The organism is Propionibacterium australiense, assembly GCF_003666605.1.
Taxonomy (GTDB): domain Bacteria; phylum Actinomycetota; class Actinomycetes; order Propionibacteriales; family Propionibacteriaceae; genus Propionibacterium; species Propionibacterium australiense.
In genome coordinates this window covers 1-22,462 of sequence record NZ_RCIV01000011.1, presented here as the reverse complement: position 1 = coordinate 22,462, position 22,462 = coordinate 1, and the positions used below count along the sequence as shown (strand labels likewise).

General features: G+C 70.5%; 19 protein-coding genes and 1 riboswitch. Of the genes, 6 read left to right on the top strand and 13 right to left on the bottom strand.

The features are described 5' to 3' along the window. Window positions 1-10 precede the first annotated feature (10 nt). From D9T14_RS08860 to D9T14_RS08825, 9 genes are all read right to left on the bottom strand, one after another. Entirely contained in the window at window positions 11-1,435 is a 1,425-nt protein-coding gene (locus tag D9T14_RS08860; RefSeq protein WP_119161480.1) for a peptidoglycan D,D-transpeptidase FtsI family protein, read from the bottom strand. Beyond that, entirely contained in the window at window positions 1,432-2,829 is a 1,398-nt protein-coding gene (locus D9T14_RS08855) for an FtsW/RodA/SpoVE family cell cycle protein (RefSeq protein ID WP_119161481.1), read from the bottom strand. The genes D9T14_RS08860 and D9T14_RS08855 overlap by 4 nt, the downstream gene beginning before the upstream one ends. Next, window positions 2,826-4,301 carry a PP2C family protein-serine/threonine phosphatase gene (locus D9T14_RS08850; RefSeq protein WP_232012432.1) on the bottom strand — a complete coding sequence of 492 codons (1,476 nt, stop codon included), beginning with the start codon at window positions 4,299-4,301 and terminating at the stop codon, window positions 2,826-2,828. Before D9T14_RS08850 ends, D9T14_RS08855 begins: the two co-directional genes overlap by 4 nt. 3 nt (window positions 4,302-4,304) lie before the next feature. After that, window positions 4,305-4,778 (bottom strand): FHA domain-containing protein FhaB/FipA, encoded by a 474-nt coding sequence (locus D9T14_RS08845; RefSeq protein ID WP_232012434.1) that lies wholly within the window; start codon window positions 4,776-4,778, stop codon window positions 4,305-4,307. Window position 4,779: 1 nt separating this feature from the next. Further along, entirely contained in the window at window positions 4,780-5,496 is a 717-nt protein-coding gene (locus D9T14_RS08840; protein ID WP_119161482.1) for an FHA domain-containing protein, read from the bottom strand. A gap of 286 nt (window positions 5,497-5,782) precedes the next feature. Continuing rightward, window positions 5,783-7,279, bottom strand: a complete 1,497-nt coding sequence (locus D9T14_RS08835; RefSeq protein WP_121592112.1) for a hypothetical protein — start codon at window positions 7,277-7,279, stop codon at window positions 5,783-5,785. 335 nt (window positions 7,280-7,614) lie between these two features. Continuing rightward, window positions 7,615-7,794 carry a hypothetical protein gene (locus tag D9T14_RS13340; protein WP_126464154.1) on the bottom strand — a complete coding sequence of 60 codons (180 nt, stop codon included), beginning with the start codon at window positions 7,792-7,794 and terminating at the stop codon, window positions 7,615-7,617. A gap of 104 nt (window positions 7,795-7,898) precedes the next feature. Further along, window positions 7,899-9,653, bottom strand: a complete 1,755-nt coding sequence (locus D9T14_RS08830; RefSeq protein ID WP_119161484.1) for an Ig-like domain-containing protein — start codon at window positions 9,651-9,653, stop codon at window positions 7,899-7,901. 247 nt (window positions 9,654-9,900) lie between these two features. Continuing rightward, complete coding sequence (locus tag D9T14_RS08825) at window positions 9,901-11,709, bottom strand: glycoside hydrolase family 2 TIM barrel-domain containing protein (protein ID WP_119161485.1); 1,809 nt, start codon at window positions 11,707-11,709, stop codon at window positions 9,901-9,903. A gap of 201 nt (window positions 11,710-11,910) precedes the next feature. On the opposite strand from D9T14_RS08825, the gene D9T14_RS08820 reads away from it, so the two are divergent. Continuing rightward, window positions 11,911-12,138, top strand: coding sequence for a hypothetical protein (locus D9T14_RS08820; RefSeq protein WP_126464155.1), 228 nt, complete (start codon window positions 11,911-11,913; stop codon window positions 12,136-12,138). A gap of 70 nt (window positions 12,139-12,208) precedes the next feature. On the opposite strand, the gene D9T14_RS08815 is transcribed toward D9T14_RS08820, so the two are convergent. Both D9T14_RS08815 and mmuM read right to left on the bottom strand, forming a co-directional pair. Further along, entirely contained in the window at window positions 12,209-13,423 is a 1,215-nt protein-coding gene (locus D9T14_RS08815; RefSeq protein WP_170175636.1) for a mannosyltransferase family protein, read from the bottom strand. Window positions 13,424-13,570: 147 nt separating this feature from the next. Then, a complete protein-coding gene (mmuM, locus tag D9T14_RS08810) occupies window positions 13,571-14,497 on the bottom strand; it encodes a homocysteine S-methyltransferase (protein ID WP_119161488.1) in 927 nt (308 codons plus the stop codon). A 385-nt stretch (window positions 14,498-14,882) separates the two neighbouring features. Here mmuM and D9T14_RS08805 point away from each other — a divergent pair, with 385 nt between their 5' ends. Continuing rightward, window positions 14,883-15,578, top strand: a complete 696-nt coding sequence (locus D9T14_RS08805) for a hypothetical protein (RefSeq protein WP_119161489.1) — start codon at window positions 14,883-14,885, stop codon at window positions 15,576-15,578. Between the two features lie 46 nt (window positions 15,579-15,624). On the opposite strand, the gene D9T14_RS08800 is transcribed toward D9T14_RS08805, so the two are convergent. After that, window positions 15,625-16,482 (bottom strand): serine hydrolase, encoded by an 858-nt coding sequence (locus tag D9T14_RS08800; protein ID WP_119161490.1) that lies wholly within the window; start codon window positions 16,480-16,482, stop codon window positions 15,625-15,627. Between the two features lie 159 nt (window positions 16,483-16,641). Continuing rightward, on the bottom strand, window positions 16,642-17,934 hold the full coding sequence (locus D9T14_RS08795; protein WP_126464156.1) for a coiled-coil domain-containing protein: 1,293 nt from the start codon (window positions 17,932-17,934) through the stop codon (window positions 16,642-16,644). A 633-nt stretch (window positions 17,935-18,567) separates the two neighbouring features. Beyond that, window positions 18,568-18,743: riboswitch (cobalamin riboswitch) on the top strand. A gap of 56 nt (window positions 18,744-18,799) precedes the next feature. On the opposite strand from D9T14_RS08795, the gene D9T14_RS08785 reads away from it, so the two are divergent. The 4 genes from D9T14_RS08785 to D9T14_RS08770 all read left to right on the top strand — a co-directional run bounded on the left by D9T14_RS08785 (window position 18,800) and on the right by D9T14_RS08770 (window position 22,045). Then, a complete protein-coding gene (locus tag D9T14_RS08785; RefSeq protein WP_119161493.1) occupies window positions 18,800-19,087 on the top strand; it encodes a hypothetical protein in 288 nt (95 codons plus the stop codon). Window positions 19,088-19,197: 110 nt separating this feature from the next. Next, window positions 19,198-20,232, top strand: a complete 1,035-nt coding sequence (locus D9T14_RS08780; protein ID WP_119161494.1) for an ABC transporter substrate-binding protein — start codon at window positions 19,198-19,200, stop codon at window positions 20,230-20,232. Beyond that, window positions 20,229-21,269: a FecCD family ABC transporter permease gene (locus D9T14_RS08775; protein WP_119161495.1), complete on the top strand. Its 1,041-nt coding sequence runs from the start codon at window positions 20,229-20,231 to the stop codon at window positions 21,267-21,269. The genes D9T14_RS08780 and D9T14_RS08775 overlap by 4 nt, the downstream gene beginning before the upstream one ends. After that, entirely contained in the window at window positions 21,266-22,045 is a 780-nt protein-coding gene (locus D9T14_RS08770) for an ABC transporter ATP-binding protein (protein ID WP_119161496.1), read from the top strand. The genes D9T14_RS08775 and D9T14_RS08770 overlap by 4 nt, the downstream gene beginning before the upstream one ends. The last annotated feature ends 417 nt before the right edge of the window (window positions 22,046-22,462 follow it).

The window sequence follows — 22,462 nt, the reverse complement described above, 5'->3', positions numbered from 1 at the left end:
CTGGGCGTCCTCATGATGCGAATGCCTCGAAGACGGTGCGTGCTGCGACGGTGGCATTGCCGGTCGCCGTGCCGGGCTGGTCCGGGTCGGCCAGGAAGACGGCCAGCGCCACGTTCGTCTCCTGGTCGAAACCGGCGAACCAGGAGTAGGCGCTGGCGCCGGCCATGTTCTCGGCCGTGCCGGTCTTCCCGCCGATCGTCTGACCGCTGATCTGCGTGGCCGTGGCGGTGCCGGACTCGACGACGTGGACCATCATCTGCCGCATCGAGGCGGCGGTCTCCTCGCTCACTGCCCGGCGAATGGTCGTCGGGCGGGTCTCGGAGATGACGTGCAGGTTCGAGTCGCGCACCTGCGAGACGACGTAGGGCTGCATGACCTGGCCGTCGTTGGCCAGGGTGGCGGCCACCGAGGCCATCTGCAGGGGAGTGGCCGAGACGTCGAACTGGCCGATCGAGCTCATGGCCAGCTGTGCGTTGTCGAGATCGGCCGGGAAGACACTGGTCGCCGAGTCCACGTCACCGCCGAAGGCCGCGTTGAAACCGAACTTCTCGGCCTGCTCACGGACCTTGTCCTGCCCCAGGTCCATGCCCAGATTCGCGAAGGCCGTGTTGCACGAGACCTGCAGGGCGTGATCGATCGTGGTCGTGTCGCCGCCGCAGTCGGTGGAGTTCGGCAGGGTCGTCGTCGAGTTGTCCAGCGGCAGCGTGGTCGGTGAGGCGACGGTGCTGTCGGCGCTCATGCCCCCCTCGAGAGCCGCCGAGGCCACGACGAGCTTGAAGGTCGAACCGGGCGGGTAGATCTCCTGGGTGGCCCGGTCCTTCAGCGGGTGGCTCTCGTCGGCGTTCAGCTCGTCCCACGCGGTCTGGGTGCTCGCCAGATTGGTGCTCGACAGCAGATTCGGGTCGTAGCTGGGCGTCGAGGCCCAGGCCAGGATCGCTCCGGTCGTGTAGTCCATCGCGATGACGGCGCCGGTGCGCCCGCCGAGAGCGTCCGAGGCCGCCTGCTGGGCGTTCGCGTCGATCGTCGTCTGGATGGTGTCGCCCTGCGGCTGGTTGCCGCTCAGCTCGCTGAGGATGCGCCGGAACAGCTGCGAGTCGCCCGAACCGGACAGCTCGTCGTTGTAGCGCTGCTCCAGGCCGGTGCGCCCGTAGATGTACGAGTAGTAGCCGGTGACCGGGGCGTAGAGCGGGCCGTTCGAGTAGACGCGCTCGACACTGAACCGTCCGCCCTCGACCGGTACCGTTTCCGCGACAGCGGTCGTGCCGACGAGGATCGAGCCCCGCGGGGAGTCGAACTGGGCGTCGACGACGCGCCGGTTGCCCGGATCGGACAGTAGCGCGCCGGACCGCAGGCCGTAGTTGAAGGTGACGTTCGCCAGGAGGGCGAAGACCATGAGAGCGGCGAAGACGGAGACCTTGCGCAGTGCCTTGTTCATGCTTCCACCCTCTTGAGGAAGGTTGTCGGGGCGTCCGCCAGGTCGGTCTCGGCGGGACTGCCGGAAGCGGCCGCGGGGGCGCGCCCGGCGTGCGAGATCTGCATGAGAGCGGCGATGATCACCCAGTTGGCGACCAGTGAGGAACCGCCCTGGGACAGGAACGGCGTCGTGAGGCCGGTCAGCGGCAGCAGTCGGGTGGCCCCGCCGATGATGGCGAAGACCTGCAGCGCGAAGGTGAACGACAGGCCCCCGGCGAGCAGCTTGCCGAAGGCGTCGTGCGCGGTGAGCGCCGCCCGCAGGCCACGGGCGATGATGAGGCCGTAGATGACGATGACGGCCATCAGCCCGACCAGGCCGAGTTCCTCGGCCAGCGCACTCGCGATGAAGTCGGACTGGGCCAGCGGCACCAGTGATGGACGCCCCTGGCCCCAGCCGCGCCCGAACAGGCCGCCCCACGCCATGCCGTACTGGGCGGAGATGATCTGACCGTTCTGGGCGGGATCGGAGAACGGGTCGAGCCAGGACGAGAAGCGCACCTGCACGTGGTACAGGACGTTGTAGGCGATGAAGCCGGCGCCGCCGAAGAGCACGGCTCCGATGACGACCCAGCGCGCCTGGCTGGTGGCCACGTACAGCATCATGACGAACAGGCCGAAGAACAGCAGTGCCGTGCCCAGGTCGTTCTCGAAGACGATGACCGCGACGGCCGCGAGCCACATCACCATGATGGGCAGCAGGTCACGCCCCCGCGGCATGCGGAAACGACCCCAGCTGCGGCCCGCCAGCTGCAGCACGTCGCGGTGCTCCGCCAGATAGGACGCGAAGGCCAGCGTGAGGATGATCTTGGCTATCTCGGCCGGCTGGAAGCTGAACCCGGCCACCGAGATCCAGATGCGCGAGCCGTTGGCCTCGTTGGCAGCCGACGCCAGCCCCGGCACCAGCGGCAGCAGCAGGAGCAGCAGGCCGACGAGGAAGAGCACGTACGGGTAACGCTGCAGATCGCGGTAGTCACGCACCCCGAAGAGCACCACGACGAACAGGGTGATGCCCACCGCCGTCCACATCAGCTGGCCGTTGACGAGGGTGGAGACCGGCTCGTCCTGGTCGAGGCGGTAGATCATCGCCAGGCCGAGACCGTTGAGCGCCAGGACGCACGGCAGGATCACCGGGTCCGCCCAGGGGGCCTTGATGCGGACCGCGAGATGTGCGACGAGACACAGGACCAGCCAGCCACCGGCGACCCAGGGCAGATTGGCCGGCAGGGCACCGCTGATGTTGATGGTGGTCAGCGCGAAGCCGCCGACCCCGAGAAGTGCGGCGACGATGATGAGCGCCAGCTCGATGTTGCGGCGTTTGCGGTAGACGACCGTCTGGCCGGTGTCGGTGCTGCTCATCCGCAGTCCTCCGGGTCGACCGACGCGCTGGGCGGGACCGAGCCGCTGGGCGAGGCGCTCGGTGTCGGCGAGGGAGCGGTGCTCTGCGGATCGTCGGACCCGTCCGGCCTGGACTCGGCGCGTTTAGCGATGCAGGCCTGCGCGAGCTCGTCCAAGTAGTCGACCTGCTCGCGGGCCTGTTCCAGGGTGTCGGCCTTGATCTCGGCGTCGTTCACCCGCTGACGGTAGTAGACGGGCAGATCGGACACCCGGGTGTCGCGCTGCTCGACGAGCTCACCGAAGCTGTGGCCGGCGATCGTGTCCGGGATGCCCTTGTAGATGGCCACCTGCTCGCCCGAGGGCGCGATGTAGTACTGGTTCATGGCGTAACGCCACGCGCCGAACAGGCCGCCGACGAGGACGACGAGGGCGACGATCACCGAGATGATGACCGACCAGTGGCGCCGGCGTTTGCCGATCATCGGCGAGTAGCGCACGTCCTCGCGGGCGTCGGGATCGATGAGTTCGGGCCCGTCGGGATCGGGACTGGCGGTCCTGGTGCCGGACACCCCCAGGACCGTGGTGGTCTCGCCCGAGCCGGCCGGTGGCTCGACCTTGGGCACCTCGACGGTGGCGGCGGCGCCGATCATGGTGCCGGGCCTGGCGTCGAGCTCGTCGGACTGGGGCACGACGTCGGCGACGATGATGGTGATGTTGTCGTAGCCGCCGGCCTCATGGGCGGCCTGTGTCAGCGCCTCGACGGCGCCCGCCGGGGTGCGTTCGCGCAGCAGGCGGCGGATGTGGCGGTCGTCGACGAGGCCGCACAGGCCGTCGGAGCAGAACAGCAGCCGGTCCCCGACGTGGACGTCGACCAGCTGCAGATCCGGTTCGTGAACGGGCTGGCCGTTGAGCACCTTGAGGAGCAGGGAGCGGTGCGGGTGCGAGGCCGCCTCCTCGGCGGTGATCTTGCCGTCGTCGAGCAGCGACTGGACCCACGAGTGGTCGTGGGTCAGTCGCGAGAGGGTCCCGTTATGCAGCAGATAGCCCCGGGAGTCGCCGATGTGGGCCAGACCCAGCTGGGTGCCGCTGAACATCGCGCCGCACACGGTGGTGCCCATGCCGTCGAGCTCGGGGTCCGCGGTGATGAGATCGGCCAGCTGGTCGTTCGCCTTGGTGAGGATGCCGGCCATCACCTCGAGCATCTGCTCGCCCTCGTGGGGGGTGTCGGCGCGGGCCAGTTCCTGGATGGTTGCCGCGCTCGCCAGGTCCCCGGCGGCGGCGCCGCCCATGCCGTCGGCGACGATGATCATCGTCGGTGAGGCGTAGGCGGAGTCCTGGTTGTTCTTGCGGACCAGACCGATCTCGGAGTGAGCGCTCACGTCGAGGCTGAAGCGCCGGCCGGCGGTGTCGGCCGGCGCGTCGACGGCCGGTGCGCTCGTGTTGGTGCGCACCATGTCCTCGTCGAGTGTCTTGCTGGTCTGGGAGTCAGTCACGGGTCAGCGTTCCAGTTTCAGTTGAGAGCGCCCGATGCGGATCACATCATTGGGCCCTACGAGGGTGGGTTCGGCGATCTTCGCGCCGTTGACGTAGGTGCCATTGGTGGACTGCAGGTCGGTGACGACCCAGCGGCCGGCGGAGTCCTGCCACAGCTGAGCGTGGTGACCACTGGCATAGTCGTCGTCGATGTCGAGGACGCAGTCCGCCGAGCGGCCGATGGTGATCTCGCCGTCGAGCGGTACCTCGGTGCCGGTGCGACGGCCCGCTATGACGGCCAGGCGGGTCAGGTCCTTGCGGCGTCTGCGTTTCTTGGCGGGCTTGGCCCAGTTCGGGCCGGGGGCGTCGTTGAGTTCGGATGCGGTTGCGGTACGGCCGAACAGGTCCGTCCTGATCGTGTTCGCCACGAACAGGATGAACAACCACATGAGGGCCAGGAAGACCACCTTCAAGGTGGCGGCGAGGATGGTGCTCACGTCACGATCCTGCGGGAGAGTGGACGAGCATGCGGGTCGAACCGATCTCGATGCGGGAGCCGTCGTCGAGGCGACAGCGTTGGACGCGCTGGCCGTTGACGACGATGCCGTTGGTGGAGCCCAGGTCCTCGATCGCGATGTCGAGTTCCCCGTACTCGTTCTCGGAGATGAGGACGCGTGCATGAGTGCGCGAGACCCCCGGATCGTTGATGCGAAGATCCGCCTCCGTGCCGCGGCCTATGGTGAAGCCCGGTGGCATGAGCGGATGGCGTACGCCGTTGACCTCGAGAACGAGTGGCGCGTGCCGGATCATCGTGGAGGACGCCGCGCCGTTCTTCTCGGCGACGGTTGCGACGGCCGCGCTGGTGATCTCGAAATGGCCCGTGTTGAGTGATTCGTCGAGCAGGTACTCGATGTTCACCGGGCCGTCGAAGACGTAGTGCCGCTCGGCGGCGTGCTCGCGCAGATCCGGAACGATCTCCGCGTTCAGCGTGCGCGAGTAGGGGGCCAGCCGTTCGTAGTCGTGCTTGGACAGGTGCACCTGGAAATCGTTGGGGACCAGACGCTTGTCCCGCGTCAGCAGGCGCGCCTCCGCGTCGAGCTCTCGCTGAAGCCGGGAGGCGATTTCGACGGGCTGCACGTCGCCCTTGAACGCGCGGGCGAAGACGCCGTTGACGGCGCCCTCAAGCTTCTTCTCGACTCTGTCGAACAGACCCACGTGTCCTCCAAACAAGACGCTGGTGCGACTCACCCTCGCATGAATCCTAGTGCGGAGCCCTGTGCATGGCCCACTTCCGCCATCCTGCTTTCCAGCGCTGGTTGAGACTTGTCCCCGTGGCACGGCGGCGTCGGATGCGGTGGATCAACCGTAGCCGAGGATGCGAAGGGGCCGGGCCCGGAGCAGAACTGCCCGGGCCCGGCCCCTTCGCGGGAGCGGCCCTGCGGAGCATCCTCGGCGGCAGTGCCCCGGCAGCCGCGGGAGGAGGTCCGCTCGACGCGGCCGCCTAGGTCCTGGTCACCTTCGCGTGGTAGCTGTCCTCGGCGTTCACCTCGTGGCCGCTGAGGACGCCCACGGCCCGCACCGTGGTCGTGCTGGCATGGGCCGACTCGGCCGTCACGCCGCTCAGCTCGGCGGTGCAGGTGAACTCCGCGCCCGGCTTGAACGGGCCGGACCACACGGCGCCGGTGCTGCCGTCGGGGAAGGAGCAGTCCAGCTCGGACACGGTGGCCCCGCCCTCGTCGACCGAACCGCTGATCCGCACGTTCTGCAGCTGCTCGTCGCCGGTGTTCCGGACGGTGACGGTGAGTTGCGTGCCGCCGTTCGTCCGTGTCAGGTCGGCGGCGTCCTGCGCGGTGTCGGCGTCGTTGCCGCCGGAGTCCTGCACGCTGACCGTGACGGCGTCACCGATGAGCGTGCCGCCGCTGCCCGAACCCCTGGTCGATGCCTGCCGGGAGGGCAGGAGCGTGTCGTCCTGGCTGCCGGTGAGGCTGCTGGTGTAGGTGCCGGTGAGACTGTCGACGGTGATCGGGAAACGCACGCGCGTCGCCACGGGCGAGTAGCCGCCGTCGGGACCGTCTGGGGTGGTCACGGTGGCGGTGTAGCTGCGGGCGGTGGCCGAGCAGGAGGTCTCGGTGAGGTCGATGATCTCACTGGTGTCGTCGCCGGCGTTGCCGCTCGTCAGGTCCGTCGGATTGCCGTGCTGATCCTTGGTGGTGTACCACGACCAGCGCAGCGGGGTGGTGCAGTCGTGCTCCTGGCCGGAGCCGGCCTCGAGGGTGTTCGTGATGGTGAAGGTCGAGGTCGTGCTGGTCCTCGCAGCCGCTTCCCCCACCGTCGGGTGCTGCGAGACGGCGTGGACGCGCAGGCTCTCCGCGCCGGACTGGTTGCCGGCATCGGGATACTGCCACATGGCCAGCGATGCCGGCAGTGAGGCGCAGGTGGCGCACTGGGTGACGTTGACACTGATCGGGGTTCTGACGCCGTTGACGTCCCAGACCGCCTCGACGACCTGGCCCGGGGCCGTGGAGGTGTCCAGGCTGGCCTGCAGGAAGGCTCTCAGGGTGAGTTCGCTGGTGGCCGCCATGTCGGCACTGGTCTGGTTGAAGGTGATGCGGGCGGTCGCGATGCCATCGGTCGTGGTCACGGACATCGTGGCCACCTCGGTACGGCCGTCGGAGGCGTGGATCGGGTAGCTGCGGCCGCTGGTGACCTTGAAGCTGGCGGGCACCGTGACGTCGATGTAGTCGCCGTCGCAGGCCGGACTGACCTGGCCGGTGAGCTGCGCGAGATAACTCTGGCCGCCCTGATAACTGGTGACGATCGAACCGGTACCGGTGGTCATGTCGAGGCTCAGGGCGCTGGCGTCGAGGGCGGAAGGTGCGCACGGCGTCGGTTCGGGGACGGCTGGATCGGCCTGGGCGGTGCCCGCTGCGGAGGGCAGGGCGATGACGATCGCCGCGATGGCGATGCCCACCCTGCCCAGGATGCGTGGTGGTTTCACGTCGGACTCCTGTGCCAGTGGCATGCGGGTGACGGACGTGCACGAGCCGCCACGCAGGGCTTCCGTGAGAAGGCCGGCCCGCAGGGGCGTGATGGTCCCATTCCGAGGGTGACTGCGCTGAACGCGGGGTGCCCGTCCGCCGGGATGGACGTGGTCAACTTATCGGATCCGCCCCGGGGAAGGTGCTCTTCGCGCAATCCGATCCCAGTTTTTCGGTGGGGTCCCGTACCAGCCCCTGAGCGGCGTTCCCGATGGGCGGATGCGCCAGGGGGCGGAGCGCCGCTCCACCCCCTGGCGGTGGTTCGGCGCAGCTCGGCTCGCTGCGTCTCAGTCGCTCAGTGACGGCGACGGTGACGAGCGATCGCCACTGCGCCCGCGGTCAGCGCTCCGGCACCGGCCAGACCGGTCACCGCACCGAAGCCGGTGCGGGGCGGGCCGCTGGGCCTGGTGCTGCGCGGTGTCGCGGAGCCGGTGCCCTGCGGACTGATGACGAGTTCCTCATGGTGCGCTCGCATCGTCGTGCGACGGACATGGGGAGGGTCCCGGAGCGTCTGCTCCGGGACCCTCCCCATGCGGTGTGGCCGGACCCGTCAGGGTTCAGTCGTCGGTCGCCATCCGGTCATCGGCGGGAACGGCGGGCGACGGCGGTTCCCAGGCCGGCCAGGACCAGTACGGCGGCCAGGCCACTGGCACCGTCAACGCCGGTGCGCGGCAGTCCCATCTTCTTGGTGGGCGAGCTCTGGCTGGGTGCCGGCGCGCTGGAGCTGGGCGTGCTGCTGTCCGGTGTGGCCGGGGTGCTCGGCTCGGCCGGTGGGGTCGAAGTGGCGTGGTACGGGTTGTCGCCGTGCACGGCCTTGCCGGTGAACCAGCCGGTGGCGTCGACGGAGGCGACGTCCTCGTGGGTCTCACCGGTCACCCCGGACAGGTCCGCGGTGCAGGTGAAACTGGCGCCGATGAGGAATGGCCCCTCCCAGGCGGTGCCGCTGGTCGGCGCCTCGGGATCGGCCTTGGAGAAGTCGCAGTCCAGGTTCGAGACGCTGCCCGCGCCCCTGGCGATCTCGTCGGTGACGGTGACGTCCCGCAGCCGCTCGCTGCCGGCGTTCGTGATCGTGAGGACCAGCTGCGTGGAGCCGTCGGTCTCGGTCAGGTCGACGGCTTCGGCCTCGGTGTCGGCGTCGTTGCCGTCGGCGTCGGTCTTGACGATCTCGATCCCGGGGGCCATGTCGTTGCCGCTGAGGGTGCCGCCGCCCTTGTCGTTGTAGACGGTCGTCGTGGTTCCGCCGCTGTAGCCCTGGTCGCTGGTGACGGTCACGGTGTCGGGGAACTCCGTGCGGCGCTCGTCGGTGACGAGCACGGGGATGTACAGGCGGGAGGCGACGCCGGCCTCGGCGATCGTGACGGTGGCGGTGAAGGTGGTGTCATCGCAGGAGACCTGCTGAACCGCGATCTGGCTCGTGTCGGTCTTGGCGAGCGTGTCGTAGGTCGAGTCCCCGTCGCCGAGGTTGCCGTCCGGGCGCAGCGACGTGTAATAGCGCCAGTTGAGGTCGTCCTCGACACAGGAGAACCGCTGGCCCTCGGCGCCGAGGGTGTCGGTGATGGTGAAGGTCGTCTTCGGGGCCGTGGACGTGGGGATCTGCACGACGATGCGGATCGTGTCGTCGGCGTCGCCGTCATTCTGGGTGTAGTTGCCCCACTTGGCGGCTCGGCTGGGCATCGTGTCGCAGTCGGTGCAGGGCTCCGTGCCGGGGGTGATCGGCTTGGTGTAGGTGGTGTTGTCGACGGTCCAGGTGGCGGTGTCCTGCTCGGTCGCGGTGGTCGCCACCGAGACCGCGAGGTAGGCGTCGAGTTCAACGTTGTTGCGGGTGCTGACCCACTCATTGAGGGTCAGCGTGGCCTGTGTGCCATCCCCGTTGACCACCAGCTGACCGGCGAGAGTGCCGTCAGTCGCGTAGATCGGGTAGCTGGCGTTCGCATTGGCTTTGAGCGGATGGCTGATCGCCACGGTGATCGTGTCACCGGCACAGTGCCCGTTGGCCAGGGAGCCGGTGATGTTCATCCGGTACGAGGAACCGGCCGTCAGGGCGTCGATCTGCGTGTTGCTGAAGGTGGTGATCGTGCTGGCGAGGCGGTCGGCGCCGACGACGCTGCTGCAGGCGGTGGAACTCACATCAGCCGAGCCGACGTACGGGGCGGCGTCGGCCGCATCTCCATCAGTCTCGGCGGTCTCGGTCGCGGTGCCGTCATCGGCGGCGACAGTGACCGGGGCAGCAGGATCGTCCTCGGTCGTGGGCTCTGCGAGTGCGATACCCGATGCCGTGGGCAGCGCCAGAGCCAGGGTTAACAGGGCAAGACCCGTCGTTCTGAGTTTCTTCATGCTGTTCTCCTGCAAGGGGCGGGTGTGCTGGAGCAGTCGCAACATGCGTGGAAGAGAGGGGCTCTTGGGGTGTTGCGTGGGGGTGCTGCAAGGCCAATCTACGTTAAAACTGCTCGTGGCGTCCCGTTTCCCGGCGAATCGACATGGCGCCGAGAGGCCGTCCCGCGAGCGACTCGCCCGGGCGCTGGCAGAGGACCGGATGCCGGCCGCCGATCCCTCGCCCGGGGCCCGAGGGAGCGCGGCGGCTTCACGGGGACTGCGGTTGCTGGCCGAACACGGCGGCGAGTTCCTGCACGGCGGCCTTGGGTCTTCTGTTCTCGTCGCACAGGCCGTTGGTCTCCTGCCCCGTGTCGGTCAGTTGAGTCCAGCAGTAGCCGCCCAGGCCGCTGCCCAGCGTGACCGCCCCTACGAGTTCGCCGATGCGGCGCACGAACTGTTTCCGGGTGCGCACGGTCGAGTAGCCCCAGCCCCGGCTGCGGCTGCCCGGACAGAAACGGATGCCGCCGAACTCGTCCAGCAGGACCGGGACGTCGGTCGGCTGGTCCGAGCCGACGACGATGAAGTTGCGCGCCGGGCCGAGCACGCCCGGCGCCAGCCAGCGCTCCACCTGCCGGTTGCGGTAGCGCAGGCGCACGCGGGGAACATTTGCGTCGTAGTCGTGAACGGTGAGCAGGTCCGAGTCGACATGGTGCCAGCCGTCGTTCGACAGGGCCGGGCGCGAGGGGTCGATGCTGCGCGTCAGGCGCGCCATGGCGGCTGCCGTGCGGGCCTGTTCGGGCTCGCGGGGGATGTCGGCGAAACCCCAGGATTCGTTGATCGGCACCCAGCAGATGATCGACGGATGCCCCTGGCTCGCCCGGACCACCTGCGTCCACTCGCGGTGCAGCCGACGGATCGCCTCGGAACAGAACTCGTGGGCCGCGCCGATCTCACCGAAGACGAGCAGGCCCAGCCGGTCCGCCCAGTAGAGCAGACGCTGGTCCGCGCTCTGCTGGTGGATGCGCATGCCGTTGAAACCGAGGCGCCGGATGAGCTCGGCCTCCTCGCGCAGGGCGCGGGCGCTCGGAGCGGAGTAGAGGGATTCGGGCCAGTAGCACTGCTCGAGTACCTGGCGCAGGAAGACCGGTTCGTCGTCGAGGGTGATCGCGCGATGCGTCGTGCCGATCTCGCGCAGGCCGGTGTACGAGGCGACCGCGTCGTCATCGGCGGTGACGGCGGCGTCGATGAGTTCGGGATGCCCGGGGGCCCAGCGCAGCTCGCCGCTGCCGGGCGTCTCGATCCGTACGGCGGTGGTCTGCTCGCGGGTGAGTGCCGCGGCCGAGCCGAGGGGCAGGCCGCGATGGGCCAGGCCGATGCGCAGCAGCACCGGCCGTCGGGGGCGCCGATTCAGCTCGACGACGGCCGTCACCGCCTCCTCGGCCGCCGGAGTCCGCCAGATGACCCGCCGCACGTGCACCGGCGGCACCGACTCGATCCACACCGTCCGCCAGATGCCGGTCGAGCGCTGGTACCAGATGCCGGCCGGCTCGTCCTGCCAGGTCTGCTTGCCGCGCGGCTGGCTGCGGTCGTACGGGTCGTCCCAGGCTCGCACCACGATGGCGTGCGGGCCGTCGGCGGTCAGCTCGTCGGTGATGTCGAGGGTGACGGGGCTCTGCCCGCCCTCGTGGGCACCGGCCTCGGTGCCGTCCACCCAGACGATCGAGTGGTAGTCGACGCCGTCGAGGTGCAGCAGCAGCCGCCGTCCGGGCCTGTGCCCGGCGGCAGCCAGGTGCGCCTGCGTCAGCTCGATGCGGTACCAGACGACCGGATGCGGTCCGGCGTCCGCGAGGCCGGAGGCCCGCGACTCCGGTGGGAATGGCAGGACGATCGTCCGGTCGAAACGGTCGGGCGAGTCCCACCAGCGCTCGCGCAGTCCGGCTCCCTCGTCGTCGACGGCGAACCCGGCGGGCCCGTCCAGGCAGGCCCAGTGCCTGCGTACGAGGGTGGGGCGCGGGTACGAGCCGTCCTGCCGGCTCGCGCCCCACCGGGCGGCGAGCTCGTCGATTCCCTCGTGCATCGGCGGGTCCTTCCGGTAGACGACGGACCATTGCGGGCATTGTGGCGCCTTCCAGTGCCCATCCGTTGAACCCAGCTTAAGCCCCTAGTAGTAGGGGTGTCCCTGGTTCTCGCCGGCGCCTTCGCGAGAAACGGTCTTGGCACAAGAACTGAACAGATTCCTCACAGGAATCGCATGGGGCGGCCGGTCAGCGTGGGGGTCATGAACAGTACCGATGAGAGCACCCCCAGCCGCCGCCGTCCCAGCGTCCGTCGTTCCCTCACGGCCCTGGGCACAGCGGCCGCGATCGCCCTCGGAGGCATCGCCGTCATCAGTCCCGCCGAGGCCCACGCGGCCGGCGTCCGCAGGCCGCTGGTGATCCAGCCGGCCAGCGTTCAGGCCCAAGCCGTCGAGCCGGCCGCCGAGGGCGGCCGCGACGACGAGCAGTGATTCCCGGGCTGTTGGCCGGCTGCCGTGACGCCCGGCGGCGCGTACGTGCGCCGCTCCTGCCGGTGAGACCCTAGCCCGTCCACTGGTCGGCGAGGATCGTCGTCGTATTGATGACCGCGACGGCGACACCGGCCGCCGCGAGCAGCCAGCGCCGCCAGCTGCTGGCCGCCGACAGCGCGGCACCCATCGCCAGGACGACGGGGAAGCAGTCGAGGCAGTTGCGGGGCAGCGACAGCAGCACCGGCCCCCTGCTCAGGCTGTAGAGGGTGAGCCAGACGAGGGCCGCCCATTCGGCGCGGCCCCGCCGCAGGCACCACCAGCAGGCGTCGCAGAAGACGATGAGGAAGACGAACTCGAGCCCCTGCTGCCAGGAGGCGGCGGGGGTCTGCGCGTCGGTGATGTGCCGGGCGCTGTCGACGAGGACGCGGCCCAGCCACGCCGAGCCGCGACCCCAGCCCTTCTCCTGGGCGGTCATCCAGTACAGGACGTCGCCGGTGCGGGCCCACAGATAGACGAAGTAGGCGAGCGGCGCGCACACGGGGATGCCCAGGGCGAGCAGCCGCCACCAGTCACGGGCCGGTCGCCAGAGCGGCTGCCGCCCGGCGGAGCGGCCCGACTGGGTGATCATCATGACTGCCAGCATCACGACGACGAACAGACCGTTCACTCGCGCCGAGCAGGCGAGCGTCGCCGCCGCGATCGCCGCCCACCAGCGCCGGTGCTCGCCCAGGTACCAGGCCGCCAGCGTGCACAGCCCGAAGAGCGCCTCCGTGTAGGGGGCCATGAGGAAGACCGCGTACGGACCGAGCAGATAGGCGGCCGCCGCGGCGTGCGGGCTGATCCGCAGGTGCTCGCGGGCGATGCGGACGACGAGGACGCCGGCCCCGAGAGCCGCCAGCCAGGTGACGGCCATTGCGCCCGCCACGGCCGTGTCCATGTCGAGCCGGCCCAGCCCGATGAGTCGCGCGATGGTTCTCGAGGCGAACGGGTAACCGGGGAAGAAGGCCTCGTCGTAGGCGTTGACGCCGTTGTCGGGGGTGAAGTAGCCGTACGCGGTGACGCGCAGCAGGTGACCGGCGTCGAACCGCACGAAGACGTTCACCGGCCAGACGCCCGCCGTGGGGTGCACGACGCGCCCGGCGGCGTCCAGGACGAGCGCCAGGCCCGCGAAGAAGACACGGCTGAGCGCCCACCAGATCGCGGCGACCCGGAGATCGTCCCGCCAGCGGAGCGCTCCCGTGGCGTGCTCGCTCTCGTCGGCGTTGGGCGTGAGGGCAGTGGTCATGGCACGTCCAGTCCTTCGGTCGGATCGGCCCGGCTCGGGCCCCACAAGGATAAGGCCCGGTCGGCTCCTGCCCTGCTCGGCCCGGCGCCATCGGCGAGTGCTGCGTCGCCGGGACCGCGTCCCCGACAGGCATCCGACCATACCGGGTCAGCCCATCGCGGCCATGATGCGGGCGATGTCCTCGGGACCCGTACGGCAGCAGCCGCCGACCAGTCCGGCTCCCAGCGCCAGCCACTGCGGCACGAGCCGGGCCCAGTCGACACCGACACCGGTCGGCAACCATCGTCGGCCGATGGCGTCCCAGGTCTCACCCGCGTTCGGGTAGCAGACCAGCGGCTTGTCCGTGTGCGCGGCGAGCTCCTTCAGCGCCGGGGCGACCAGGTCCGGGGCGACACAGTTCACCCCGACCGCCTCGACAACGGCCGTCGACTGCGCCCAGCGGGCGGCCTCCGCCAGGGGGGTGCCGTCGGCCAGGACGAGCGAGCCCGCGCCGCGGCGCACCTGGAAACTGACCCAGGCCGGTCGGCTGGTCTCGGTGGCGATGAGTCCGGCGACGGCACGTGCCTCGCTCAGCTTCGGCATCGTCTCGACCGCGAGGACGTCGACCCCGGCCTCGTCCAGCGCGTGAAGACGCTCGGCGTGGAAGACGCGGTACTCGGTGTCGGTCAGCTCGTAGGCTCCCGTGTACTCCGAGCCGTCGCACAGATAGGCGCCGAACGGCCCGACGCTGCCCGCCACCAGAGCCCGCCGCCCCGGGTTCTCCTCCTGCCAGTCCGCGACGGCGAGCAGGGCGAGCTCGGCGGCGTCGCGGACGAGCCCACGCGCCTGCGCCGGCTGGGCCCCCGCGTCGGTCAGGCCGAGTGTCGAGGCCTGGTAGGTGTCCGTCTCGACGATCCGCGCCCCCGCGTCCAGATAGGAGGCGTGCACCGCGCTGATCTGCTCGGGCGCCGAGTCGATCGCCGCAGCCGACCACAGGCTCTCGTGCATCGGTACGCCACGGGCCTCCAGCTCGGTGGCCATCGCCCCGTCCAGGACGGCCGGGCCGGCGGCGAGCAGATCGGTGAAGGAACTCATGGACCAAGCCTGCCTCGTGCCGCCGCGGGAAGGGCCGAGGCGCCCGCACCGGAAACGGGGTGGACGCCGGCCGTCGCGTCGGCCTCCTGCATGTGGGCGAGCCGCCTGCCCCCGGGGGCCGGACCTGGGCCCTGCCGCTGGTACTGCCCTCGTCCTGTGCCTTCAGCCTGCTCCCGGGGACGGCTCGCGCAGCGCCAAGGTCGCGGCGACGGAGCCAGCGCCTTCCGCCTGCCCGGGGACGGGGCCTGAGCGGCGGCGTCCGTCGCCGGAACATCGCACGGCCCCTGTCCGGGGCCCGGCACGTGCCCCTGCCGGGCGGACGGCCCGGTAGCCTGGATGCGGGCCCGCGTGGGGGACGGGGGTCGCACACGCGAGGTGGTCAACGATGAGCAACTCCACTGGTCAGGGATTCCACTGCTTCCACTGCGGGCTCCATCTGGCCCCCGGCACGGCGCAGTGCCCGCGCTGCGGGGCCCCGCAGAACCTCGCCCGGCCCGCCCGGGACGGCTATCCGCAGCAGCCGGCGGCCGAGGAGCCCCTGCATCCGGCGGCCACGGCGATCATCACCGTGTTCTTCGGCCTGTTCGGCCTCATCCCGTGCCTCATCAGCACCAGCCGCGCCAAGCGGCTCAACAGGTCGACCATGCCCTACTGGCTGGCCTTCTGGATCCCCGAGATCCTCTGGCTGCTCCTGGTGGCGGTCATGGTCATCGGCATGTTCGCCGGCTTCGGTGTCCTCGCCCGCGAGGCGAACAGCAACCCGGGCGGCGGGCCGAACCCGGCCACCTCGGTCTCCTCGTACCCGACGACCGCGCCCAGCGCGACGAGCAGCGAGGCGCTCGCCTGGCCGGTCGGGGCCACCGAGTGCTCCCCGCCAGTGGCGGCCGGCAACGAGCAGACCAGCTGCCAGTTCGCCCTCAACGTCGCCAGCGCCTGGGAACGCAGCCCCAAGGGCCAGACCGAGACGATCCAGGCCCACAGCCCGGTGACGGGACAGGACTACACGATGACGTGCGCCTCGATCAGCGGCTACACGACCTGTTCCGGCGGCAATGACGCGGTGGTCTACATCCGGGGCTGACGCCCGGTCCCTGACGCGGTGTGGCCGGCCCGCCAGGGGATACCACTCAGCCAAGGGCGGTGGACAGCCGACCGAGCGTGGCCGTGGCGGCCTCGAAGCCGTCCGGGTCCTGGACGGCCATGGCGACCAGGACCCGCTGGCCGGCGGCGTTCGGATACCAGCCGAACTCGCGTGCCAGATAGCCGCCGTCCGGTGAGGGCCCCCAGCCGCCCTTGTAGGCGGCGCCGGGCCGGGCCCCGATGCCCCAGGACTGGGCGGGGTCGACCTGGCCCATGTCGGCGATCACCTCGTCCGAGCCGTCGAGGCAGGGCAGCTGGGCGAGGAAGGCGACCTGGTCGCCCGTCGCCCACTGCGTCTGGCCGAAGACCGAGAACCCGGCGACGAGCTGTTCGTCCGGGACGGTCGTCGTGGCATCGCCAGCCTCGCGCAGCACCCCGGTCACGGCGCCGGCGCGTTCGGTGTCGGTCTCGCCCAGGGCGTTCCACAGGGTGTCGGCGGCGGTGTTGTCGGACTCCTCGAGCGCCAGGGCGATGGTCTCCGAGTAGGTTTCGCCCTGGCCGGAGGCGATGACGGCCAGGGCGAGCGGGATCTTCGAGGTGCTCCAGGCCGGCAGGTCCTCCAGCGAACCGGCGGTGAGGACCCCGGCGTCGGGGACGTACCAGCTCATCCGCACCGCTGCGCCCTCGGCCTCCGCGGCCCCGACGGCCGCCCGGATCGCGCCGGGGTCCCCGTCCGGGGCGCCGAGCTCGGCGGCGCCGCAGCCCTGGGCCAGGGGCGTGCCGCTGGTCGCCGGGGCAGGTTTCTCCGTCCCGGGTGCGGCGGCGCACCCGCACAGGCAGGCGAGGGCGAGCGCGGCTGCGGGCAGACGGCCTGCTGCTCGTCGTACGCGGTCCTGGGCACCCATGGCCGGCAGTCTAGGGCAGCCCCCGCAGCCCGGCTCGTCGTCACCGGTCGTGTCCTGCAGGAGCCGGGTCGGACGCCGCGCCGAGACGCGTGATGGCCGCCCCGGGCAGTGGCTGGGGCGGCCATCACGAACATTGATCGTCTGGTGTCTCGGCTCGGGTCAGCCCGTCGCGTTGGGCAGCCAGACGCTGGACCAGCCGATGAGCGGTTCTCCCCAGCCCGCCGACGGGGTGTCGAGCGAGATCACCCCGACGCCGCCGTTCGCGGCGCCGTTGGAGTAGATCATGCCGTTGCCCGCGTACATGGCCACATGACCGAACGGGTTGCCCGCGGGGGCTCCGTCGTACCAGACGAGGGCACCCACCGGGATGTTCGAGGTGTCGTACTGCATCTGCCCGGCGGCCATGATCGTGGCCGCGGCATCCGTGGCCGAGTTCACGCCGGAGCTGGAGTAGCCGTAGAAGGCGGCGACCAGGGCCAGACACATGTTGCCGTAGCGCATGTCACCCTCCATGGCCTGGGCCGTCGCGACGGCCTGGTCGACGCTGTACGGCGTGAGCTGCCCGGGGGCGATGTTCGTCGTCAGCCAGCTGGCCCCTGCTGCGGCGTTCGCGCGGTTGGCGGCGGCCGCGGTCTCGGCGGCGGCCGCGGCGGCCGCCGCATCACGGGCCTGGATCTGGGAGGCCAGATCATTGGCCTGCCTCTTCAGCGCGTCATCGCTGGCCACGGCCTCGTTGACGATGTCCTGGGCCGCGGCCAGGGCCGCCTGGTTGGCGTCGAGCTTCTCCTGGACGGCGGCGGCCGCGTCGGCTGCCGCCTGCGAGGCCTCCTGCGCCGCGGCGAGCCGGTCGACGGCCTTGTCGCGGGCGGCCTGGGCGTCGTTCTCGGCCTCCACGAGCGCATCACGTTTGGCGGAGAGCTCGTCGAGGGCGCTCTGGTAGGCGGCCACCTTGGCCTGGGTGGCCGAGAAGGACTGGTTGGCCCACTGGACGCGGTTGCTGATCTGGCTCGTCGAGCCGTCGCCGACCAGCAGCGCGATGCCCGTCAGGCCGGTGTTCTGCTGGGCGGCCTGGCTGGCGACCATGCCGAGCTCCTGCTTGGCGCCGTCGACCTGCGTCTGGGCCTCGTCGACCTGCGCCTGCGCGGCCTTGCGGTTGTCCTGGGCGGTGGACAGCGCCTCGGCGGCGGCGTCGGCGTCGCGCTGTGCCTCATCCGCCGCCTTCTGCGCCTTCTCGGCGGTCTGCTGGGCGGCTGAGAGCTCGTCTCGGGAGGCGGTGAGGGCACTCATCGCCGCGTCGAGCGTGGCGTAGCTGTCGGAGACGGTGCCGGAGGAACTGGCGATCTTGTCCTGGAGCGCGGCGAACTGGTCGTCGAGGTCATCGGCCCGGGCCTCGACGGCGCCCTGGGCCAGGAACATGACGGACGCCACCGCGGCGGACAGTGCGGCTCGCACGCGGCGCCGGTGTCGCCTCGTGCGAGAAGCCGTTCTCGAGTGGAGGGGAAGGTCCCGATTCACGGTTCTCTGCTTTCTGTTGTTCATGGCGGCGCAGGCTGCGGCCCGGCTCGCCCTCGTGGTCGCGGCGATCACGCCTTCCATCCCGATCGATGGGTACGCGAATGACGGCATGATGAGCGCCTTCAGCTCACGATAACCGGTGAGGCGGCGGAGCGGAAACCCCTCGTCGGCGTGGCGGGATGACCCGCCGGTCCGCTCAGGGCGCGCGCTCGGCCCTCACCGTGCAGCCGTGGGGTGGCCGAGCACGGGGCGCCGGCGTCGAGCAGCGCCCACCGGGACAGTGCTCAACCTGCGAGCATCATGCGTTCGTCCCCGGCACGGATGGTCGAGAATCCGCCGAATGTCATGAAGAGACAACGCGTCTGGTTCTTGGGTCAGGTCGACCTTCCCGCGCGTCCGGTTCTGGATCCAGGAGCGCACCTCGTGCCACTCCCAGGCCGGGCTGGTGATGAAGGCGCAGGGCGCGGGGAAGGACGCGTCCCTCGTCCACTCTGACACGGTGGGGCGACTCACATCGCATCGGGCCGCGATGGCGGCGGCGTTGACGAGCGTCTGGAGACACATCTGGGGTATGGTGCTGGCGTCATCGAGTGCTCGCAGGAGCAGGGAATCCGGTGCAAGGCCGGAACTGACGCGCAGCGGTATGGGTGACGCCGGGTCGGTGATCCACTGGGCAGGGCGCCCGGGAAGGACGACCACGGCGGGCGATCCCGAGTCCGAAGACCGATCGGTGGCGCGTCCCGAAGACGGGGCGCAGGCAATGGGTGTCGCGTACTCACCCCGACCCTGAAGGAGCACCGCCATGGTGCGGACCATTTCCAGTACCACCCGTGCCGGCGTCGTCGCCGACCGTCCCGGGCTCACCCTCGCGGGCTGCACGTCTGGCCCGGAGGGCGCCGGCGACGTCTCGTCGGCCGCCCACGGCTCTGACGACAAGACCGCCCATCTCGAGTCCAGCCCGGTCACCGCACAGATGGACGCGGTCCGCAACAAGCGCTACGTCATCGTGCCCGGCTCTTCGCTCGACCCGTCGATGCGCACCGTCGACCTCACCGAGGCCCTGGCCGGCCTTCTCGCCGAGTCCGCCTGAGCCGCGTCCTGCGCCGAGCGTTCCAGCCGGCCCTGCGACGCTCGGCCGCGGCGCCGCCACCGGCGACGGCGCCTCTCCACCCGAAGGGCCGGGCCACAAGGAGGAACACCATGCGTACCCGCACCCCGCTCATCGTCCTGGCCGCCGTCTCGCTGCTGGCTGCCGGCTGCTCGGCCGGCGAGTCCGGATCCTCGGAGGCGTCCGGTTCCGCGTCGCCGGGCTTCCCGCTGACGATCACCAACTGCGGCCGGGAGTTGCACTTCGACAAGGCGCCCGAGCGCACCGTCTCGCTCAACCAGTCGTCCACCGAGATCCAGCTCTCGCTCGGCGTCGCGGACCGGATGGTCGGCACCGCCACCTGGACCGATCCGGTGCTGGAGAACCTGGCCGAGGACAACGAGAGGATCGAGCGCCTGGCCGACAACAACGCCTCGCTGGAGACGGTGCTGTCCGTCAGCCCCGACTTCGTCTCGGCCTCGTTCCCCAACACCCTCGACGACACCGGCTCCGGCTCCTACCAGAGCTACGCCGACCTCGGCGTGCCCGCCTACCTCGCCCCCAACCAGTGCGAGAAGGGCGACTCGGGCAGCGGTGACTCGGAGAAGTCCAAGCTGCTGGAGATGGCGGACGTCTACCAGGAGATCCGTGACCTGGCCGCCATCCACGGCGTGCCGGACAAGGGCGACGAACTGGTCGACACGCTGCAGGCCCGTCTCGACACGGCCATCGCCGACTCCGGCGCCGCCGACGGCGACGAGGTCACCGCGGCCTTCTGGTTCGCCAACTCCGAGTCCCCCTACGTCGCCGGCGGCACCGGCGCCTCGCAGATGATCGCCAACGACCTGAAGGTGACGAACGTCTACGCCGACGACACCAAGGAGTGGCCGCAGGTGAGCTGGGAGGACTTGGCCGCCAAGAACCCCGACGTCCTCGTCATCGGCGACCTGACCCGCAAGTCGCAGACCGCCGAGACCGCCGACGCCAAGATCGAGTACCTCAAGTCCAACCCGGTCACGGCCCAGATGGACGCGGTCCGCAACGAGCGGTTCATCATCGTCGCCGGCGGTGACATGAACCCGTCGATCCGCAACGTCGATCTCGCCGAGAAGCTGAGCGCCGGCATGAAGCAGTACGGGCTGCGATGACCGCGCGGGGCTCAGCTCGCGCCGGCCGGCTCAACGCCGGGCTCGTCACCGCCGTCGGTGTCGTCCTGCTCGCCGTCTCGGTGGTGACGGCCATCACCTTCGGCCCGGCCGACCTCACCGTGGGACAGGTGTGGTCGGTGCTGGCCCACGAGCTGCACCTGGCCGGCGACCCGGGGCTGACGACGCTGGAGGAGGCGATGGTCTGGCAGCTGCGGCTGCCCCGCGTGCTGCTGGCCGCCGCCTGCGGCGCCGCGCTGAGCATCTGCGGCGTCATCATGCAGTCGCTGCTGCGCAACCCGCTGGCCGAGCCCTATCTGCTCGGCGTCTCCTCGGGGGCCTCGGTGGGCGCCGTCGTCGTCCTCGTCATGGGCGTGGGGACGACTCTGGGACTGTCGGGCGGCGCCTTCGTCGGCGCCCTCGTCGCCTTCGCGATCATGCTCGCCCTGGCCCGGCTCGCCGGCGGCACGACGGACAAGATCGTGCTGGCCGGCGTGGCCGTCACCCAGGGATTCTCGGCTCTCACCTCGTTCATCATCATGGTCGGCGCCGACGCGAACACCACCCGCGGCGTCCTGTACTGGCTCATGGGCTCCCTGGCCAGCGCATCCTGGGCCGACGTGGCGCAGACCGTCGCGGCCTTCGCCGTCATCATGGTGCTGGCCCTGGGCTTGGCCGGCTCGCTCGACGCCTTCACCTTCGGCGAGCGACAGGCGGCCTCGCTGGGCGTGGCGGTGGTGCGCACCCGGGTGATCCTGCTCGTGCTCGCCGCGCTGCTCACCGCCATCGTCGTGGCGTCCAGCGGCGCCATCGGCTTCGTCGGCCTGGTGCTACCGCACATGGCCCGCATGCTCGTCGGCACCAGGCACCGCGGCGTGCTGCCGGTCTCGGCGGTGCTCGGCGCGATCTTCCTGCTGTGGGCCGACACGATCGCCCGGTCGGCGTTCGCCCCGCTGGAGGTGCCGGTCGGCGTCATCACCGCCATGGTCGGCGTGCCCGTGTTCGCGGCGCTGCTGGCCCGAAGGAGGGGATCACGATGAGACTCGAGGCGAAGGACGTCACCTGGTCGGCGGGCGGCACCGTCATCATCGACGGCATCGACGTGACCGCCATCCCCGGGCACGTGCTGGGTCTGCTGGGCCCCAACGGCGCCGGCAAGTCGACACTCATGAACGCCCTGGCCAGGCTCGTCACGCCCGACCGCGGCGAGCTGAGCCTGGACGGGCGGCCCTACGCGCAGTGGGGGCGCCGCGAGATGGCCCGCACCCTGGTGGCCGTGCAGCAGCAGGCCAGCACCGACCAGGACGTGCTCGTCGCCGACGCCATCGACCTGGGTCGCATCCCGCACCGCAGCCGCTGGGCCGGGGTCAGCAGGCACGACCGCGAGGTCGCCGCCCGGGCCGCGCGCCTCACCGGCGTCGAGCACCTGATGCAGCGCCACTGGCAGACCCTGTCCGGCGGCGAGCAGCAGCGCGTGCAGCTCGCCCGGGCCTTCGCGCAGGAGGGCCGCATCATGCTGCTGGACGAGCCGACGAACCACCTCGACATCGCCCACCAGCTCGACGTGCTCGACCGGGTGAGGGCGACCGGGCTGACCGTCGTCGTCGCCCTGCACGACCTGAACCTGGCAGCCACCTACTGCGACGAGGTGCTCGTCCTCAAGGGCGGGCGGGCAGTGCACTACGGGCCGCCCGCGCAGGTGCTCACCGCCGAGGTGGTGCGCGAGGTCTACCGGGTCGAGGTCCGCGTGCTGCACCCCGACCCGGACGGCCCGCCCCTGTTCCAGTACCTGCGCGCCGTGTTGGGTCCCTCATAGTGGTGTAGCCGTGGTGACTGGCAGGTTCGGGCCTCGGCTCTTCAGACGAAGGAGGGGATCAGGTTCCGTGTCGGGGTGCCTGGCACACAGACATCCGTGTTCTGGTCTTTGACGAACGGGGCACCTCGGATCGAGGCCGTCTTCACATGGCGCCCCACCGCCCGATGACTTGAGACGGGCGGGCGATTGCCTGCACGCCGGCACCGACAGCCCGGCGGTCGCATGGCTGTGGTTGGGCAGGGACTGTCCGTGTTACTGGTTTTCTTCCCGGGTCAGAGGACGCCACACCTGCTGGCTCATTGGTTGGGGTTGGTGAGGATTGAGGACAGTTCGATGACGGTGATGTGGTGGGTGCCGGCGGGGCGGGTGGTGGTGTCGGTGCCGGTGTGCCCGTTGGCGGTCCAGGTGATGTGCCAG